The organism is Quyinboa ferrireducens (genome assembly GCF_042436675.1).
Taxonomy (GTDB): Bacteria; Bacteroidota; Bacteroidia; order Bacteroidales; family UBA5342; genus JBHJHP01.
On sequence record NZ_JBHMVA010000003.1, the window covers coordinates 243,883 to 262,483 of the forward strand.

An 18,601-nucleotide genomic window follows, 5' to 3' on the forward strand; every position below is an offset into this window, starting at 1 on the left:
GATCTTATGACCCGGCTCAAGCAATAAAAATATAATTTATTTTACTCTGTAACTGCTTTGATTCCAGGTAATTCTTTACCTTCGAGGAATTCAAGAGAAGCACCACCACCGGTTGAGATATGACTCATCTTATCAGCTAAACCACTTTGGTTAACGGCAGCAACAGAATCACCACCACCAATAATTGAAACAGAAGAAGAATCAGCTACAGCTTCACAAACGCCAAATGTTCCGTTAGCAAAATTTGGCATTTCGAAACATCCCATAGGACCATTCCAAACCACTGTTTTTGCTTTTGCAATTTCCGCAGCATACAGTTTCACAGTTTCAGGACCAACATCCAGTGCCATTCTTCCTTCCGGAATATCAACACCCACAACTTCAACATCAGCAGCATTATCAAATTTATCAGCAGCCAGGTTATCAACAGGCAGCAAAAACTTAACACCTTTAGCTTCTGCTTTGGCAAGAATTTCTTTAGCAGTACCTATCAGATCTTCCTCAACCAGAGAATTTCCGATTGAATGCCCCTGGGCCTTATAGAATGTATACGCCATTCCACCTCCGATAAGAATGGTATCAACTTTTTCAATGAAAGACTGAAGAACTTCAAGTTTACCTGAGACCTTTGCACCTCCAACGATGGCAACAAATGGTCTTTCAGGTTTTGCTACAGTTTCACCTAAAAACTTAATCTCTTTTTCAAGCAGGTAACCGGCCATTTTATCTGCCATAAAATTTGCAATAATGGCAGTAGAAGCATGTGCACGGTGTGCTGTTCCGAATGCATCGTTTACGTAAACATCACATCCTTCAGCAAGTTTCTTGGCAAATTCAGGCATTGCTTCTTTATCTTTATGCTCTGCCTTGTAAAAACGCAGGTTTTCAAGTACTAAAACTTCACCGGGTTTTAAGGCTGCTTTGGCTGCAAGAACCTTTTCTCCTATACAGTCATCAACAAACTTCACATCCTGACCCAATAATTTGGATAAGGTCGGAACAACATGACGCAATGAGAATTTATCCTCCGGACCATCTGTCGGACGACCGAGATGGGACATCAAGACGGCACAGCCTCCATCAGCAAGAATCTTTTTAATAGTTGGCAGAGCACCAACAATACGCGTATCGTCAGTCACTTCCAGAGTTTCCTTGTCAAGAGGCACATTAAAATCCACACGGACGATGGCCTTTTTACCTGCAAAATTGTAAGAATCAATGTTTAACATATATTTTATTTTAAAATTTAACTCTAAAAAGGGCTCACAAATATAGCAAATTATGGAAAAATGTCTTTAATACGGGTGCCTTACTTTTGCATTTTTTAAGGTATTGTGCAACGGGCGTTACACCCTATAAAAATTTGATTAAAAACGCGTAAAAAAGAACAATTTATTACCTTTGTGGGCATTAAATTTTTGAGCATGATTGACAAGATAAAACTGTTAGGAGAAGAAATAAATAATTTAAAGGCTGCCTCCCTTGATGAGGTTGAGGCACTGCGTATTAAATACATTAGTAAAAAAGGTTTGGTATCGCAGCTGTTTAATGACTTTAAGACCGTTCCAAACGAACAGAAACGTGAGATAGGTCTTCTCCTTAACGAACTGAAAAACAAAGCACTCGAAAGGATCAATCTGCTTAAAGAAGAAATGGAATCCGCTTCTGACAGCAGTAATGAAATGGATCTGACCATGCCTGGCTCTCCGATAGCAACCGGTTCAAGGCATCCTTTATCTGTTGTTAAAAATGAGATCATCGAAATTTTTAAACGCTTAGGGTTCACTATTGCAGAAGGTCCTGAAATTGAGGACGACTGGCATGTTTTTTCTGCGCTTAACTTTCCACCTGAACATCCGGCGCGTGATATGCAGGATACTTTTTTTATTAAAAAGGATCCGGATGTATTATTGCGAACACATACATCATCCATTCAGGTTCGTGTGACCGAAACCAGCAAACCACCAATCAGAATACTTGCTCCCGGCCGCGTATTCAGGAACGAAGCAATCTCTGCCCGTGCACACTGTATATTTCATCAGATAGAAGCACTTTATATTGACAAGGAAGTTTCATTTGCTGATCTTAAACAGACATTACTATATTTTGCCAAGGAACTATTCGGACCGGATACTGAAATCCGTCTGCGCCCGTCTTTCTTCCCTTTTACCGAACCATCAGCTGAAATGGATGTTTCCTGTTCGTTATGCCACGGTAAGGGTTGTAATGTATGTAAATATACCGGATGGCTTGAGATATTAGGTTGTGGTATGGTTGATCCCAATGTGCTTGAAAGTGCAGGCATCAATCCTAAAGAATACTCCGGCTTTGCTTTAGGCATGGGAATTGAAAGAATAGCTATGTTAAAATATGGCATAAAAGACCTGCGTCTTTACTTCGAAAATGACGTAAGATTTCTTAAGCAATTTGAATCTACATATTGATAGTTTTTACTATATTGCGGAAAGGCTTAAACTGTAATACATTTGAACTATGCGTAAAGTGCAAGGTGAAGATATCGATAAAAGTATAAATCTTAGAAAGTATTCAATTTTTGATTCTCTTACAGAAGGTGAAATAGAATCAATGAACATCGAAATTGAAACGCATGTATTTCCGAGGGGAAAACTCCTTTATGAAGAGGACCATCGGATAAACGGGTGCTATTTCGTTGAGAAGGGTATCGTAAAAATATTTAAGACCGGGATTGACGGGAAAGAACAAATTATACGGTTTGCCAAGGAAGGTGACCTCATTGGATTTCGTTCCGTTATTAATGCTGAACTGGCATGTACTACAGCTAAAGTAATTGATAATGCGCAGTTACTTTATATTCAGGGTGTTCATTTGCTGGAATTGCTTAAGCAGAATTCTGAGTTTTCAATGGCACTTATGCGTATGGCGTGTAAGGAATTGGGAGAATCCAACAAATATATTACAGATATTGCTCAAAAAACAGTTCGTGAAAGACTGGCAGAGGTACTTTTATTATTAATGGATTCATTTGATCTGGACAAGGATAACTACCTCAATATTTCATTAACCAGGGAAGAACTGGCAAACATGGTTGGTACAGCTACAGAATCTGTCATAAGACTTTTATCTGAATTTAAAGCAGACAACCTGATTGAACTCCAGGGAAGGCGGATTAAATTGATCAACATTCCAAAACTTATTAAAATAGGGAATGTTTACGATTAAAACAATTGAATGACAGACAGGCCTATAAATAGCCACAAAATCATTAACGACCCCGTTTTTGGATTTATACAAATCAACCACAATCTTATATTCCGGCTGATTGAACATCCGGTTTTTCAACGCTTAAAACGCATACGACAACTTGGGCTCAGTTCAAATGTATACCCCGGCGCACAACATACCCGTTTTCAACATGCCTTAGGTGCCATGCACCTGACACAGGAGGCTGTAAATGTATTGCGTTCAAAAGGTCAGAATATTACAGAGGAGGAAGAAGAAGCGGTACTTGCAGCTATCCTCTTGCATGATATAGGCCACGGTCCATTCTCTCATGTGCTGGAAGATACTATTGTCCATATAAATCATGAGGCAATTTCACTGGTTCTTATGGAAATGCTGAACAAGGAACTGGATCGCAAACTGGATCTTGCCATTAAAATTTTTAAAGGAAACTATCCAAAACGATTTCTTCACCAGCTTGTTTCAGGGCAGCTGGATATGGATCGCATGGATTATTTACGCAGAGACAGCTTCTATACAGGGGTTACAGAAGGAACCATTGGATCAGCCCGAATTATAAAAATGCTGAATGTGGTGGATGACCAACTGGTTCTGGAAGCAAAAGGCATTTATTCCATTGAAAAGTTTCTGATCGCACGCCGGCTAATGTACTGGCAGGTATATTTGCATAAAACAGCGCTTGCTTCAGAAAAAATGCTGATCAATGTATTAAAACGGGCCCGCGAATTACATAAACAGGGGAAAACACTTTATTTGACTCCTGCGTTAGAATACTTTTTCATTAATAACGTTTCAGTTGAAGGGTTGGAGTCCGACAGGAATGCCCTGAACCAGTTTATAAAACTGGATGATACTGATATTTTGACCTGTCTGAAATACTGGATTGACAATAAAGATATGATCCTTTCCGTATTATCAGATGGACTGATAAACAGAAGATTATATAAAATAGAAATAAGTAATACCCCTTTTCAAGAAACTTATATTCTTAAAAAAAAGCAGGAAATATTACAACGACACAATTTAAAAAACTATGAGCTGGAGTATTTTGTATTCCAGGGAACCACTTCATCTGAACTCTACACTCCGGATGTGGATAAAATTAAAATTCTATACAAAAACGGAGATGTGGTGAGTGTGGATGAAGCTTCTGAGATCATCAGAATTTCGCAACATATAACAAGTGAAGAGAAGTTTTTCTTCTGTTACATAAGAAATTGACAACAAAATTTGAACAAAACAGGGTTTTTAGAGAGAAATCTTTAATTTTGCCACAAATTTTTTTTTATGGAGTTTTCAGCTAAGCAAATAGCCGAATATCTTGAGGGAGACATAGATGGTAATCATAATACAACGGTTTCTGATTTTTCAAAAATTGAAGAAGGAAGGCCTGGTACTTTAAGTTTTTTATCTAATCCAAAATACGAGCCTTATCTATATACGACCAATGCATCGATAGTGTTGGTTAAAAGTGACCTCGAATTGAAACAGGAAATAAGTGCCACACTTATACGTGTTGCTGACCCCTACCAGGCCATAGCACGTTTGCTCACGCTGTATGAAAATTCCAAGCCGGTAAAAATAGGCGTGCACCCCAATACTGCAATTGATGAAACGGCTCAAATTCCTGAGACTGTTTTCATTGATGCCTTTGTTTCAATTGGGAAGAATGTCAGGATCAGCAGTGGCGTTGAAATTAATGCAAACTGTTCTATTGGAGACAATGTTGAAATAGGAGAAGACACAATTATATTTGCCGGCGTAAGAATTTACGATGGTTGCAAAATTGGCAGCAATTGTGTCCTTCATGCAGGTTCTGTTATAGGTTCTGATGGATTTGGTTTTGCCCCACAATCGGGAGACTATGCCAAAATTCCGCAGATAGGTAATGTAGTCATAGAGGATCATGTGGAAATTGGTGCTAATACAACTATAGACAGGGCAACCATGGGCTCAACCATAATCCGAAAAGGTGTAAAGCTTGACAACCTGATTCAGGTAGCCCATAATGTTGAGATTGGTGAAAATACGGTTATTGCTGCACAGTCCGGCATTGCAGGATCAACAAAAATAGGAAAGAACTGTATGATAGGTGGACAGGTTGGTTTTGCAGGTCATATTTCCATTCCTGATAATACTAAAATAGCGGCCCAATCAGGTATTGCAAACACCGTTAAAGGAGAGGGTAAAATACTGTTAGGTTCACCTGCTATTGGAATTATTGATTACAGAAAAGCATATGCAGTTTTCAAAAACCTTCCTGACATACAAAGAATTGTATATCAGACGGAACGAGAACTAAAGGCATTCAAAGAAGATATAGAAAAAGATAAAGCATAAAAACATGAGTATTTATCAGAAAACACTTGCTGCTGAGTTTTCCGTGGAAGGCCAGGGCTTACATACCGGGGCCAAAGTGAAAGCTACATTTAAACCAGCACCTGTTGACTCAGGATACCAGATTAAACGCATTGACCTTGATGACTCACCGGCATTTGATGCAGTAGCTGAAAATGTCGTAAATACCACACGAAGTACAGTAATCGGAAAAGGTGAAGCAACTGTTTCAACTATAGAGCATGCACTGTCTGCTCTTTACGCATCAGGCATTGATAACTGTCTGATTGAAATCAACGGCCCTGAAATGCCAATTATTGAAGGAAGTGCCAAACCTTTTATTGATAAAATAAAGGAAGCAGGAATTAAAGAGCAGGATAAAAAAGCGTTTATCTTTAAACCGACCTCTAAAATTGAATATACGGATGAAAAAACAGGAAGCAGCATTATAATTCTTCCAGACGATAAATTCAGTGTAAGTACTTTGCTTTCATACTCCGGTTCAAATCTTCTTGCAAATCAGTATGCAAATCTTGAGTCCATCGAGGATTATGAGGCTGAAGTATCCACATGTAAAACATTTGTTTTTCTGCATGAACTGGAGCCCTTACTAAACAGCAATCATGTAAAAGGAGGAAATCTTGATAATGCATTGGTAATCGTAGATAAAGAAGTTAATCAGGAAGAGCTGGACCGTCTGGCGGATTTATTCAATCATGAACATGTTAACGTGGAATCAAACGGTTACCTGAGCAATACCGAATTAACTTTCACCAATGAACCTGCCCGTCATAAAATACTTGATGTTATTGGCGATATTGCATTGATTGGATGTAGAATTGAGGGGAAAATAATTGCCACCAAACCAGGACACCTTGTAAATACTGAAATGGCAAAGGTTATTCGCAAAATCATTAAGCGTAATCCTGATCAGGTTCCGTTCTACGATCAATCCATAGAACCATTCATGGATGTGAATCAAATAAAAACGCTTCTGCCACACAGACCACCATTTTTAATGATTGATAAAATACTTCGGATTGAAGATCCTGAGACTATTATCGGTCTAAAAAATATTTCGATGAACGAAGATTTTTTCCGTGGCCATTTCCCCGAAGAACCTGTAATGCCGGGAGTATTGTTGGTTGAAGCTATGGCTCAGACGATGGGAATCCTTGTTCTGAGCGGTGTGGATGAACCCGAAAGATATTCAACATATTTTCTTAAAATAGACAACGTAAAATTCAGAAAAAAAGTGGTACCGGGAGACACTGTGATCTTCAAACTAGAACTCACTTCTCCCATACGTAGAGGTATTGCAAGTGCCAGAGGTCTTGCCTTTGTCGGCGACAAAGTTGTTGCTGAGGCAGAGTTCATGGCACAAATTATTAAAAACAAATAAAACCTAACACAAAGGAACAAATGAAACAACCATTAGCGTATGTACATCCGGAAGCTAAAATTGCTCCGAACGTGGTTATAGAACCTTTCGTTTCTATTGATAAAAACGTAGTAATTAAAGAAGGAACCCGCATTGGTTCCGGTGCCACCATTCTTGAAGGAGCAAGGATAGGAAAAAACTGTAACATTTTTCCCGGCGCAGTCATCTCCGGAATTCCCCAGGACCTAAAATTCAGAGGCGAAGAAACAACTGCTGAAATTGGTGATAATACAACAATCCGTGAATGTGTTACTGTTAACCGCGGTACTGTGGCTAAAGGGAAAACCATTGTGGGAAGCAACTGCCTTCTTATGGCATACGTACATGTAGCTCACGACTGTATTGTAGGTGATAATGTTATTCTTGGAAACGCCACACAGCTCGCAGGTGAGGTCATTGTTGACGACTGGGCTATTATGAGCGGTCTTGTAGCAGTTCACCAATTTTGCCACATTGGTTCACATGTCATGATTTCAGGCGGATCTTTGGTACGAAAAGACGTACCTCCTTTTATTAAAGCAGCACGTGAACCGCTTTCCTATGCTGGTGTAAACTCTATCGGTCTGCGCCGTAGAGGATTCGACAACGACCAGATCAGAGACATTCAGGAAATTTACCGTTATACGTATCAAAAAGGACTAAATAATACTGAAGCTTGTGATCTTATTGAAGCTGAACTGCCTGCTACAAAAGAAAGAGATGAAATAATTCTTTTCATCAGAAACTCAAAACGAGGAATTATACGAGGATATTTTCAATAATAAAAAAAGCGCTCTAAAGAGCGCTTTTTTTATGCCTTATTCAAACGATTCAGGGGACCTTCGGGTCCCTTGTTTATTAATCTTCAATTTCTTTTTCTACATCTTCAAGCTGATCCACTGATAGATCAGGGCCGGAAAACTGTCCGGGAAGTATTTGCTTTTTCAACGGATTTTTGTTGACTTCTAAATAGCTCTGACGATTTCTGAACGTATCCAGGGCCATATAAACGGCTTCACGCAAACTTTCTTCACTGGCTTCTCCTTTTCCAGCCAGATCAAATGCCGTTCCGTGTGCCGGACTTGTTCTTATTATGTTTAATCCGGCAGTATAATTTACGCCATGCTCCATGCTCAATACTTTGAAAGGTATCAACCCCTGATCATGGTACATCGCCAGTACAGCATCATACTTATATTCACGTTTCGCCCCGAAGAAACCATCAGCAGAAAATGGTCCGAACACCAACATTCCTTCCTCACGCATTCTGTTCAGCAACGGTTCGATCAACTCTTTTTCCTCATCGCCGATTACACCATTATCCCCTGCGTGCGGATTAAGTCCCATAACAGCTATGCGTGGTTTTCTTATATTGAAGTCTGTTATGAGTGACTGGTTAAGTATTCGAAGTTTTTTCTCAATCAGTTCTGCCGTAATGCTGCTTTTTACATCGCCCAACGGAATATGGCCTGTAACCACTGCAACTTTAAGATTATCACTCACCATCAGCATTAATGCTTCACCTTCAAAGTTACTTTCGAGATATTCTGTATGTCCGGGAAATTCAAAACCGGCTTTGGTAATACTCTCCTTGTTTATGGGTGCGGTAACAAGTACATCTATCAATCCTTCCTGCAAATCTTTAACAGCAGCATTGAGTGCATCAAATGAAGCTTTACCGGCCTCCGTTGTCAGTTGTCCAAGTTCTACTTTTATATCATCACTCACACAATTAATGATATTTGCTCTGCCATCTCTGGCATCACGCGTGTGATTAATGTTATTAAAGTTTATATTCTCAGATTCCGTTGCCTTTTTGTGATATGCCATAATCTTAGGCGAACCATAGATTATTGGAGTGCATAATTCAAACAGACGGTTATCACTTAAAAGTTTTATGATGACCTCGTATCCTATGCCGTTTATATCACCATGCGTTATTCCGACAACTATTTTATCATTCTTCATTTTCTTTTGTTTGAGTTCCCTGTGGTTTTTCTTCATCAGCCATCTTTACAGTATACAGAAGCGATTCCAGTTCGCGCAATGTATTGCGTTTATTCTGTTCCGGGGCATACAGAAATACCTCAACTGTTACAATCCTGTTAGAAGGTTCATCTATTCTTGTCTGGCTCACAAATGGTCCGCCCATCATGTCGTTAACTGTTTCCCAAATCCCCCTTATCTCTGCTACATACTTTCCATGATCCATAAACTGTGTAAGTACAGGTGGATAGAACATACCGGTAGACATATATGATCCCGGTCTTGAACCGGGAATATTTGCTCTCATGACAGAATCGCGGGTAGCAACCAGATTTTTCTCAGAAAGTTGACTTTGTGATTTATAATCATAACTGTAAATAGCAATGTACTTCATGTAGTCATTGCTTTTTGCAAGCATCCATACAAAATTATCCTGAAAACTGTATCGTGTAAAATCATTTGGTATTAGCATATCAACGCCTATAGAGTCTTTGACTTTTTGCATCAACTCTTTATTACTGAATTTACGGTAATTCGAAAGAAATCTCTCTCTTTCACCCTGATACATAAAAGATACCATCTTCATCCCTTCCTTTTCAACTACAGGCTTAAGATCACTGACTGAAGGAAGCTGCAATTTAATAAAGCGTTGTGTTTTGGAGAACAGATCTTTTTGATAGATAACTTTGGGTTGTGAATAAGTCTTACTTACATCTACATCAATAATACTGCGTGCTGTCTGAAGGATCCTTATGAAATTCTGATGGTCGGTATGTGATATATCAAACAATGTCTCTTCCCAGGGCAAACCAACTATATCCTGTTGAAACAGATTTTTAAGGGTATCTCCACCCGGAGAATTCCAGACATTCTGATCAATCACAATAAGCAGATCACCCGCACGTCCACTTGGCGTTGGCAGTGTGACCGATGTATTTTTACAAGAGAATAACAACAATAGCGATAAAATTCCAGCAAATGTTTTCAGATATTTCATTTATTTAAATTTTTTGTTTTGTTACGCCTTAAAACAAAAACTTCTGCACTCCTGTAACCTCTTCTATTCCCCATAAATTTTAAGCTTCTGTATTTGATATAATTTAGGATACTTAAAGTTTATGCTCATTTCATGGTGGTCAACATTTGGTTGAGTGATTGAGTTCCTTTTTACAAAACTAACAAAAAACAAAAAATATTGCTTTGAGAATCAATTAATTGTTTTCAATCCAATAAAAAGGATTTAAAATCACTGAACTTTGATGACAGAGACACAGTCTGCTTCTCGCCCTTCATAAACTCCTGAAGCTTTTCAGGTATGTCAACAGCTTCAGATACGATGCTTTCAACAGTATCAAGAAACTTTGCAGGATGCGCTGTTTCAATAAAAAACCCTGTTTCACCGTCCTGCAAACCTTCCTTTAAAGCTCTGAAACCAGTTGCTCCATGCGGATCAAGCAAATAGTTATATTCTTGCCAAACAGCTTTTACAGTTTCCCGTATTTCGTCATCAGTATATGTAAAAGCCGAAATATTCTTTTTAATTTCATCATACGATGACCCATACAGATCAAGCACACGGGCAAAGTTACTTGGATCACCCACATCCATGGCATTGGCTATGGTAGCTACAGATGATTTGGGTTCATATTTACCTGATTTAAGATAATTATAGAAAATATCATTTTTATTGTTGGCAGCAATGAACCTGGATAGAGGCAATCCCATTTTCTGTCCGAACAATCCAGCTGTAATATTGCCAAAATTACCACTTGGCACACTACAAACAATATCATCAGATATACCAAGCTTTTTTAATTGTGCCACCCCCCAGAAATAGTAAAAGGATTGAGGGAGAAAACGTGCCACATTAATTGAATTGGCAGAGGTTAATGTTAGTTTTACGGTAATTTCTTCATCCAGAAATGCCTCTTTCACTAAACGCTGACAATCATCAAAGGTTCCATCTATTTCAATGGCTGTTATATTTTGCCCCAGAGTAGTAAACTGCTTTTCCTGTATTTCACTAACCAGTCCTTTAGGATAAAGCACAAATACATTAATTCCTTCAACACCCAAAAATCCGTTTGCTACAGCACTTCCGGTATCACCCGAAGTAGCTACCAGCACATTTACTTCACCTTCGCCTTCCTTTTTGATAAAATGCGATAATAATCTTGCCATAAACCGGGCACCAACATCTTTAAATGCCAGTGTGGGACCATGAAACAGTTCCAATGAGTAGATATTGTCCGTAACTTTTACCAAAGGTATATCAAACTGCATGGTATCGTAAACCAACGCTTTCAATATATCGCGGTCAATATCTTCACCAAAGAATTTATCGGCTACTCTGTATGAAACTTCCTGTAAGGACAAATCTGTCATTGCATCAAAAAATGCAGAATCGAATGTGTTAATCCGTTCCGGCATGTACAACCCTTTGTCAGGAGCCAGACCTTTGGTTACAGCTGTTTGAAGTGTTGCCTTGGGAGCATTATGATTCGTACTGTAATACTTCATTTTACTATTTTAAAAACAGTTTCATAAATTCATTTCCGGATAATTCGCCAATCACACCTTTCTTGCAGGCATCCTCGTCATATTGTACAACATTGTCAGGTTTAAGTCCGGGCTTATAAATCACAAAAGGAATAGCCTCTCTTGTATGTGTTTTTATTTTCCATGGTGTCGGGTGATCCGGAAGAATGGCTATGGCAACTTCTTCATCCCATTTTTGCGTCTCTTCCCAAATAGTTTTCACCACTCTGTAATCAAGGTACTCTATCGTTTTGGTCTTTAATTTATAATCTCCTTCATGGCCCGCTTCATCGCTGGCTTCGATATGAAGATATACAAAATCGTGGCGTTTTAATGCATCAAGAGCTGCCTGAGCTTTGCCTTCATAGTTGGTATTGTAAAGTCCGGTGGCACCTTCAACCATAATCACTTCCATGCCGGCATACACACCAATTCCACGAATCAGGTCCACTGCAGAAATAACCGCCGAGCTGTTTACACCGTACAGTTCCTTCATGGTTTTCATAGCTGGCCGGAATCCGGGAGACCATGGCCAGATTGAATTTGCCGGATCCTTACCGGCAGCTTTCCTTGCGACGTTCACAGGATGGTTATCCAATAGTTCCTGCGATTTCAGGATCATGGAACGAATAAGTTCTGCTGTCTCTTGTCCATCTTCATTTGCTGCTTTGGGCAATACATCTTCAAACGGAGTTCCCGGCACATCGTGTGGCGGTGTACATTTAACCGCTTTACTGCCATTTTTAATCACCATCAGATGACGATAACTCACACCCGGATATATGGTTACTCCCTGGGGACATAAATTTTCATTCAGGTAAGCCACCAATTCTGCAGCTTCCTTATCACTGATATGACCGGCAGAATGGTTTTTCAGAATATCACCTTCTACACAAATAAGATTGCACCGTAATGCCAGGTCTCCATCTTTTAGTTCAACACCCATGCTGGCAGCTTCCAATGAACCACGGCCTTCGAAAACCTCAGCCACATTATACCCCATTACTGAAAGGTTTGCGATTTCACTTCCCGGATGAAACTCATCCGGTACCGTGTGAAGCATTCCACTTTGTCCATTTTTCGCTACCAAATCAATCCAGGGCTTCCCGGCCACCATCAGCGGAGTTTTATTATCAAGCTCCGGCTCCCGTTGGTCAGCCATCCCATCTCCTAAAATGACAATATATTTCATTTATTCTATTTTCAGTATCATGTATCAAGTATCGGGAATCAAGACAAATTACAAGTTACGGGTTACCGGGTTACTTGTGACTGACTCATAACTCTTTTACTTTCTACTTTTCACTTATAACTTACTACTAATTAACTTATTACTCCTAAGGATTCGCAATACTAATGATATCCGCAAACACGCCTGCTGCGGTAACACTTGCTCCTGCTCCATACCCTTTAATCATCATCGGGTATTCATTATAGCGTTCTGTGGTTATCAGTATAATATTATTACTCCCTTCAAGATCATAAAACGGATGTTTACTACCCACTTCCTTAAGTTCTACACTGCATGAACCATTTTCCATTGTGGCCACGTAACGCCATTTTTTGCTTTCGCCATCCAGAACTTTGCGTTTTTCTTCAAATTCGCCATCCAATTCACTCACTTTACTCCAGAACTCATCCAGTGTTCCATCAAAACAATCCTGAGGAATAAAAGGTTTCATCTGAACATCATTCTGCTCAACTTTATAGCCTGCTTCGCGCGAGAGAATGACCAGTTTCCGGATCACATCCACCCCACTCAGGTCAATTCTAGGATCCGGTTCGGAATACCCGGCCTGCTTAGCCATTAAGATAGCTTTACTCAATGGAATATCAGAACTTAATGTATTGAAAATGAAATTTAGTGTACCGGAAAGAACTGCTTCGAGTTTAATAATCTTATCACCACTTTTCATCAATGCATTCATGGTATTTATGATCGGAAGTCCAGCCCCAACATTGGTTTCAAATAAAAACTTCACACCACGTCTTTGTGCTATGGATTTTAATTCCTTATAATTATCATAAGCTGAAGATGCTGCAACTTTATTGGCGGTAACTACATGCACGTTGTGCTTCAACAGATCGTTGTACAATTTAGCCACTGCATCACTTGCTGTACAATCCACAAAAACCGAATTGAACATATTCAGATCAATAATTGACTTCTGATATTCAACCAAATTACTGACTTTAGCTGATTCATCCAGTAACTTTCTGTAATCAGATATTTCTATGCCATTCCGATCCAACACATATTTCTTTGAATTGGAAATACCCACCAGTCTGATTCTAAGCTGGTGTTCCTCCTTAAGCTTTTGCTGCTGTTTGGCAAGTTGCTGCAATAAGTCACTTCCAACAGTTCCTACACCAACCATAAACAGGTTCAACTCGATATATTCAGACAGGAAGAACGATTCATGTATAACATTCAATGCCTTACGCAAGCTTTCAAGCTTAATAACAAATGAAATATTCAGCTCAGACGCTCCCTGTGCACAAGCAATTACATTGATACCATTTTTTCCTAAAGTCTGAAACAACTTACCTGCTATACCTGGCGTATGCTTCATATTCTCACCGACAATAGCAATTGTGGCTAAATCCTTTTCTATGATAATATGGTTGATATCACCAAATTCAAATTCCTTTGCAAACTCCATGCGTATGGCCCGTTCTGCTTTTTCTGCATCGGCGTTTTTTATAGCGAAAGAAGTTGAATTTTCAGACGAGGCCTGAGAAACCAGGAAGACACTGATGTTGGCTTTGGCCAGAGCTTCAAACAAGCGGTGATTGATGCCGATTACACCAACCATCCCAATTCCCTGAATAGTAATAAGACAAGTATCGTTAATAGAAGAAATACCCTTGATGGCTTTACCGGAATCTCTTTCTTTACTTATCAGTGTTCCAACAACTTCAGGATTTATGGTATTTTTAATCATAACCGGAATCTCTTTTAAAAGAACCGGATATATAGTTGGCGGATAAATAACCTTAGCACCAAAATGTGACAATTCCATGGCCTCTGAGTAACTCAGCTTTTCAATGGGATATGCATTTTTAATCACTTTGGGATCAGCTGTCATAAAACCATCCACATCAGTCCATATTTCAAGCATATCTGCTTCCAGTGCGGCAGCAATAATAGCAGCAGTATAATCTGAACCTCCACGCCCCAGAGTAGTAATTTCACCTTTTGTATTACTGGCTATAAATCCCGGCACCACAGACAGCTGAGGCATCGCTGTAAATGCAGCACTGATCAGCTCATCGGTAATTTCAAAATCAACCACGTTTTTACCAAAGGAAGGACGTGTCTTAATAAATTTGCGCGCATCTTTATTAGGCACTCCACCTAAAACACTCGCCAGAATGATTGAAGACATCCTCTCACCGTAAGATACAATGATGTCTGATGTGCGATCAGAAAGTTCCTGGATCAGGTAAACACCGGTATAAATATTTTTGAGTTCATCCAGCAATTTATCGATCTGACTTTTCACGTCCTGATGAAGTCCGTTTGAAAGCAACTCATCTATAATAATCTGATGACGTGTATGAAGCTTCTCAAAATATTCCAAGTATTTTTCATCACCTTTCTGTGCATAAGCTGCTGTTTCAAGGAGCAAGTCTGTTACTCCGCCAATAGCAGATACTACAACTACTATCCTTTCCGAACGGGCTTCAACAATTTTTTTAACCCGCAAAATATTTTCAGCAGATCCTACAGAAGTACCGCCAAATTTTAAAACTCGCATATTATTTGAAAATTGGAAATTAATAAGACCATTAAAGAACACGTTGTATACACACAATTATATCATTTACCCCCCCAGGGGGTTGTTGTCATTGTTGTTGTATTTAACATAGCGTGCATTATGTCTTACTTATACAGAAAGTATTTTCGGCTGCAATATTAATTAAATTTATCCATACTTTAAAATTATATTAGAGCCCAAATACGATAAAAACTATTATTTATTAATTATCACCAATTAGAATAAAGCAATTTAGAGGTTTCTTCTTTAAAATTTATTATTTGATATTTTTGAAGAAATATAATACCTTTAACATCTGTTAAGTCAAGTTACCTTCAATTTGTATATATGAATCTCTTTACCCTATCACAAAGACCTTATATCCGAAAAGCAAAGAAGTTTTTATTGTACAGTTTCTTACTATTTGTTGTGGAAGGTTGTTGGGCACCCAAACTAGTTATTACATCAGCAAATGTGACGCAACCGGTAATGGTTGGAAACATCAGAACAATTGGGGGAAAACAGCAAATTGACACACTTCAATATTCACGAAGTGAATTTACTGCTAACATTCAAAATTTTGATTATTTCTGGAGTGCCGTATATGTTTACGGATATTCAACTCTAAATGAAGGTAGTAATAAAATTGATGCACAATTATTACCCATGATTGATACAGGTGATTCTTACGTGTCACTCAGAATAAATTCTGTGGATTTCAACGTTGCTGGTGGTTATTGGCTTTTTGTATATAGCTCTTATACTAAAGGTAAATTGAAAGGTACCGTTAGTTATCCATTTATGAAAGACTAAAGCTCGTTAATATGAATTTGATAAAATACAATTCCTTGCTTCTAATGTTATCTGTTTTACTAATATACAGTTGCAGTGCCAGCAAAGGATCCTTAACATTCTCCAAACTCGAATATCCTGCATCTATGAGTGCTTTTCTTTACGATCAGGATAATAATATCGTAATGAAAGGAGAAGAATTAATCACTATTGATACATTTGAAGTAAAAAAAACATTTTGGACTATGGCTTATGGTCTCATTCCTTTAACTAAAGAAGACACAATAATAGCCCAAATAAATAAAAGTGTAGAACAAGATGATGGTGACGGGATAATTAATTTAACAGTTATCATAGATCAGGGAGTAACCAATAAAATATTCTCATTTTTAATGTATGTCCCCAGTTATATTCCATTTGTTCCGGGTTCAGCACGAATAACTGTGCGTGGAGAAATAGTAAAACTTGTGCATACGCAACAAAACCAAGTCATAGAATCATACATTCCTAAAGAAGATATATATCTTGCTCTAAAACAGCGTATAAATGAAACTGAATAAATTTTTCGTAATATTATTTCTGACTGCTACTTTTTCGTTTGTTTACTCTTGTAAATCAAAAAAAGTACCTTTAACTCCAGAAGAATTAAATATTGAAGTAAGACCTGGAGACCAAGAGACATCGCTCCAATTATACATGATGTATATCCCAATAGCAACTGAAACTATATACACTGAAAACCAGGCAAGAACAAGAGCTGTTCAATTGGATGCAGATGTCATTCAATTTATTTACAGAAATTATTCAGGTAATGGCATTACCTATAGGTTCTGGAGGAAAAAGAATGATTAAAATCTATGTCCTTTATTTCATATCATAAATTCCAATTAAATAATTTTTTGTTATTGATATTGATACCCTAACAAGGCTGGTCATTACTTCCAAGCTTTGGAGAACAACCTCAACTTGATTCGATTTAAACGCCACTATTCATTAATCTTAAAAGAAATTACCATCTCCTATCTGTTAAATAGCAGTTGCACAATTGCTATTGTTAAAATTTGAAATATAAGGTAACTTTACAACTCTTTTTCTTTAGTTGAATTAAGGTCATTTGATATGTATAAATACTAATAAATACCATGAAAAAACACGTATTTCTTACTTGCATTTTATTCTTAACAGTTTCTGCTTTTTCGCAGGATATAAGCGGAACATGGAATGGTTTATTAAAGGTACAGGGCATGCAGCTCAGGCTTGTGTTCCACATCAGTAAAACAGATCAGGGACTTGATGCCAAAATGGACAGTCCTGATCAGAGTGCATTTGGTATACCCGTATCAAAAATTGAGTATAACGAACCGGAGCTGACAATAGAGGTTTCTAACATTGCATTAAAGTATACAGGAACGTACATGACCGATTCCATTGTAGGTACATTCACACAAATAGGGCAATCCATTCCTCTTGTTCTCAGGCATGAAGCAGTTAAAAAAGAAACGGTCAAAAGACCTCAGGATCCTGTTCAACCCTATCCGTACAAGGAAAAAGAGGTGACCTTTGAAAATAAAAAGGACGACATAACCCTCGCCGGAACATTAACCCTACCCTCCGCCGAAGGGAAATATCCTGCAGTGATCCTGATCACCGGGAGCGGTCCTCAGGACAGAAACGAAGAAATCTTCGGGCATAAGCCCTTCCTTATTATAGCCGATTATCTTACGAGGCATGGCATTGCTGTATTGCGTTACGACGATCGCGGTGTAGGCAAATCAACAGGCGATTTTCAAGCTGCTACAAGCAACGATTTTGTTAAAGATGTGGAAAGTGCCCTGGATTTTCTCAAAACTCAAACGAGTATTGATCCTAAAAAAATTGGCCTTATTGGTCACAGCGAGGGCGGACTTATAGCTCCAATTGTAGCAGATGACCGGCCCGATGTAGATTTTATTGTACTTCTTGCAGGTCCGGGGCTGCGTGGAGATAAAATCCTGCTGGAACAACAGAAATTAATAGGTAAAGTTTCAGGGATGAGTGATAATGATATAGCAGCTCAGCAAAGTAATAACAAAAAAATCTTTGATTTAATTCTCAATGCCAGGGATACAACGGGACTAAAAAATCAAATCAGAGCAATAATTTCCAATGCAGTGAATAAAAACGCTAATATGACTGTGCCTCCCGGAATGGATAAAGCAAATTTTGTAAAGATGCAAACAGATGCCATTACCACCCCGTGGATGCTGAATTTTATTAAATATAATCCTGCTCCTACCCTTGAAAAAGTTAAATGTCCTGTTCTGGCTCTGAACGGGGAAAATGATCTTCAGGTTCCGCCAAAAGATAACCTGCCTGCGATAGAGTTGGCTTTAAAAAAAGGTGGCAATAAAAATGTTACCGTAAAAGAGTTGACCGGTTTAAACCACTTATTTCAACACTCTGAAACCGGCAATCCTGCTGATTACGGGAAAATAGAAGAAACCTTTTCACCGGAAGCATTGGAGATTATGACTAACTGGATAAAAGAACAAACTAACTAACCAAT

At 38.5% G+C, this 18,601-nt stretch carries 16 protein-coding genes; 10 read left to right on the plus strand and 6 right to left on the minus strand.

Annotated elements, in window-relative coordinates; translation table 11 throughout:
- Positions 1-41 precede the first annotated feature (41 nt).
- Entirely contained in the window at positions 42-1,229 is a 1,188-nt protein-coding gene (locus tag ACE01N_RS07105) for a phosphoglycerate kinase (protein ID WP_380586303.1), read from the minus strand.
- Positions 1,230-1,424: 195 nt separating this feature from the next.
- Here ACE01N_RS07105 and pheS point away from each other — a divergent pair, with 195 nt between their 5' ends.
- The 6 genes from pheS to lpxA all read left to right on the plus strand — a co-directional run bounded on the left by pheS (position 1,425) and on the right by lpxA (position 7,761).
- Entirely contained in the window at positions 1,425-2,444 is a 1,020-nt protein-coding gene (gene pheS, locus ACE01N_RS07110) for a phenylalanine--tRNA ligase subunit alpha (protein ID WP_380586306.1), read from the plus strand.
- A gap of 49 nt (positions 2,445-2,493) precedes the next feature.
- Positions 2,494-3,201: a Crp/Fnr family transcriptional regulator gene (locus ACE01N_RS07115; RefSeq protein WP_380586309.1), complete on the plus strand. Its 708-nt coding sequence runs from the start codon at positions 2,494-2,496 to the stop codon at positions 3,199-3,201.
- A gap of 9 nt (positions 3,202-3,210) precedes the next feature.
- The gene (locus ACE01N_RS07120) at positions 3,211-4,443 is read left to right on the plus strand and encodes an HD domain-containing protein (RefSeq protein WP_380586312.1); all 1,233 of its coding nucleotides are present in this window, start codon (positions 3,211-3,213) and stop codon (positions 4,441-4,443) included.
- Between the two features lie 66 nt (positions 4,444-4,509).
- Positions 4,510-5,562: a UDP-3-O-(3-hydroxymyristoyl)glucosamine N-acyltransferase gene (lpxD, locus tag ACE01N_RS07125; protein WP_380586315.1), complete on the plus strand. Its 1,053-nt coding sequence runs from the start codon at positions 4,510-4,512 to the stop codon at positions 5,560-5,562.
- Between the two features lie 4 nt (positions 5,563-5,566).
- Positions 5,567-6,961, plus strand: a complete 1,395-nt coding sequence (locus ACE01N_RS07130; RefSeq protein WP_380586318.1) for a bifunctional UDP-3-O-[3-hydroxymyristoyl] N-acetylglucosamine deacetylase/3-hydroxyacyl-ACP dehydratase — start codon at positions 5,567-5,569, stop codon at positions 6,959-6,961.
- Between the two features lie 20 nt (positions 6,962-6,981).
- Positions 6,982-7,761 (plus strand): acyl-ACP--UDP-N-acetylglucosamine O-acyltransferase, encoded by a 780-nt coding sequence (gene lpxA / locus ACE01N_RS07135; RefSeq protein ID WP_375728348.1) that lies wholly within the window; start codon positions 6,982-6,984, stop codon positions 7,759-7,761.
- Positions 7,762-7,837: 76 nt separating this feature from the next.
- Here the strand turns inward: lpxA and pdxA are convergent, their stop codons facing one another.
- The 5 genes from pdxA to thrA all read right to left on the minus strand — a co-directional run bounded on the left by pdxA (position 7,838) and on the right by thrA (position 15,264).
- A complete protein-coding gene (gene pdxA, locus ACE01N_RS07140) occupies positions 7,838-8,947 on the minus strand; it encodes a 4-hydroxythreonine-4-phosphate dehydrogenase PdxA (protein ID WP_380586322.1) in 1,110 nt (369 codons plus the stop codon).
- Positions 8,937-9,962 carry a DUF4837 family protein gene (locus ACE01N_RS07145; protein WP_380586325.1) on the minus strand — a complete coding sequence of 342 codons (1,026 nt, stop codon included), beginning with the start codon at positions 9,960-9,962 and terminating at the stop codon, positions 8,937-8,939. Before ACE01N_RS07145 ends, pdxA begins: the two co-directional genes overlap by 11 nt.
- A gap of 224 nt (positions 9,963-10,186) precedes the next feature.
- Positions 10,187-11,485, minus strand: coding sequence for a threonine synthase (gene thrC, locus ACE01N_RS07150; RefSeq protein WP_380586328.1), 1,299 nt, complete (start codon positions 11,483-11,485; stop codon positions 10,187-10,189).
- A 4-nt stretch (positions 11,486-11,489) separates the two neighbouring features.
- On the minus strand, positions 11,490-12,695 hold the full coding sequence (locus tag ACE01N_RS07155) for a cofactor-independent phosphoglycerate mutase (protein ID WP_380586331.1): 1,206 nt from the start codon (positions 12,693-12,695) through the stop codon (positions 11,490-11,492).
- Between the two features lie 145 nt (positions 12,696-12,840).
- Positions 12,841-15,264 carry a bifunctional aspartate kinase/homoserine dehydrogenase I gene (thrA, locus tag ACE01N_RS07160; RefSeq protein ID WP_380586334.1) on the minus strand — a complete coding sequence of 808 codons (2,424 nt, stop codon included), beginning with the start codon at positions 15,262-15,264 and terminating at the stop codon, positions 12,841-12,843.
- A 348-nt stretch (positions 15,265-15,612) separates the two neighbouring features.
- Between thrA and ACE01N_RS07165 the strand changes: the two genes are divergently transcribed.
- The 4 genes from ACE01N_RS07165 to ACE01N_RS07180 all read left to right on the plus strand — a co-directional run bounded on the left by ACE01N_RS07165 (position 15,613) and on the right by ACE01N_RS07180 (position 18,596).
- Positions 15,613-16,077 carry a hypothetical protein gene (locus ACE01N_RS07165; RefSeq protein WP_380586337.1) on the plus strand — a complete coding sequence of 155 codons (465 nt, stop codon included), beginning with the start codon at positions 15,613-15,615 and terminating at the stop codon, positions 16,075-16,077.
- 164 nt (positions 16,078-16,241) lie between these two features.
- Entirely contained in the window at positions 16,242-16,616 is a 375-nt protein-coding gene (locus ACE01N_RS07170) for a hypothetical protein (protein WP_380586340.1), read from the plus strand.
- A complete protein-coding gene (locus ACE01N_RS07175) occupies positions 16,603-16,908 on the plus strand; it encodes a hypothetical protein (RefSeq protein WP_380586343.1) in 306 nt (101 codons plus the stop codon). The genes ACE01N_RS07170 and ACE01N_RS07175 overlap by 14 nt, the downstream gene beginning before the upstream one ends.
- A 290-nt stretch (positions 16,909-17,198) precedes the next feature.
- A complete protein-coding gene (locus ACE01N_RS07180; protein ID WP_380586346.1) occupies positions 17,199-18,596 on the plus strand; it encodes an alpha/beta hydrolase family protein in 1,398 nt (465 codons plus the stop codon).
- The last annotated feature ends 5 nt before the right edge of the window (positions 18,597-18,601 follow it).